This is a genomic window from Oleiphilus sp. HI0086 (assembly GCF_001635225.1).
The window spans coordinates 1-597 of sequence record NZ_LWFZ01000138.1; the positions used below are offsets into that span (position 1 = coordinate 1).

Genomic DNA, 597 nt, shown 5'->3' on the forward strand with positions numbered 1-597 from the left:
CTGCTGAATACTCTGCAGATATTGTGGTGGGTGGTCGTAATCTAAACCTTGTTGTTAACCCGATTGTTAATGATGAGGGTGAGCGCATTGGTACGGTCGTAGAGTGGGATGATCAAACTGAAGAGCTAAAACGATTGGCTAAAGAGCGTAGTGTCGCTAATGATAATGCGCGTATCAAGCAAGCCTTGGATAGTGTTTCGGCAAATGTCATGGTGGCCAATGCCGACCGCGATATTATCTACATGAATGATGCAGTGATATCGACCTTGCGAAATGCAGAAAGGGACATTCAAAAAGACCTGGGTAATTTCAACGTCAATACCTTGTTAGGAAGCAGTATTGATGTCTTCCATAAGAACCCCTCGCATCAGAAACAATTGTTAGAGAGCCTGACGAGTGAGTATTCGGCAAGTCTGAATATTGGTGGCCGTAATATGGACTTGGTTGTGAACCCTATTACAAACGACGATAACGAACGTATTGGTACGGTTGTTGAGTGGGCTGACCGAACTAACGAAGTCGCTATCGAACAAGAAATCGACCGACTTGTTTTTGCGGCGGCAAATGGTGATCTGTCCAAGCGTCTGGACCCTGAAG

Annotated in this window: 1 protein-coding gene; it reads left to right on the top strand. The window is 45.4% G+C overall.

What is annotated here, in order from left to right; all coding sequences use genetic code 11:
- Nucleotides 1-597: PAS domain-containing protein (locus A3756_RS27035; protein ID WP_368664561.1), on the top strand; the 597-nt coding region annotated here is incomplete at both ends.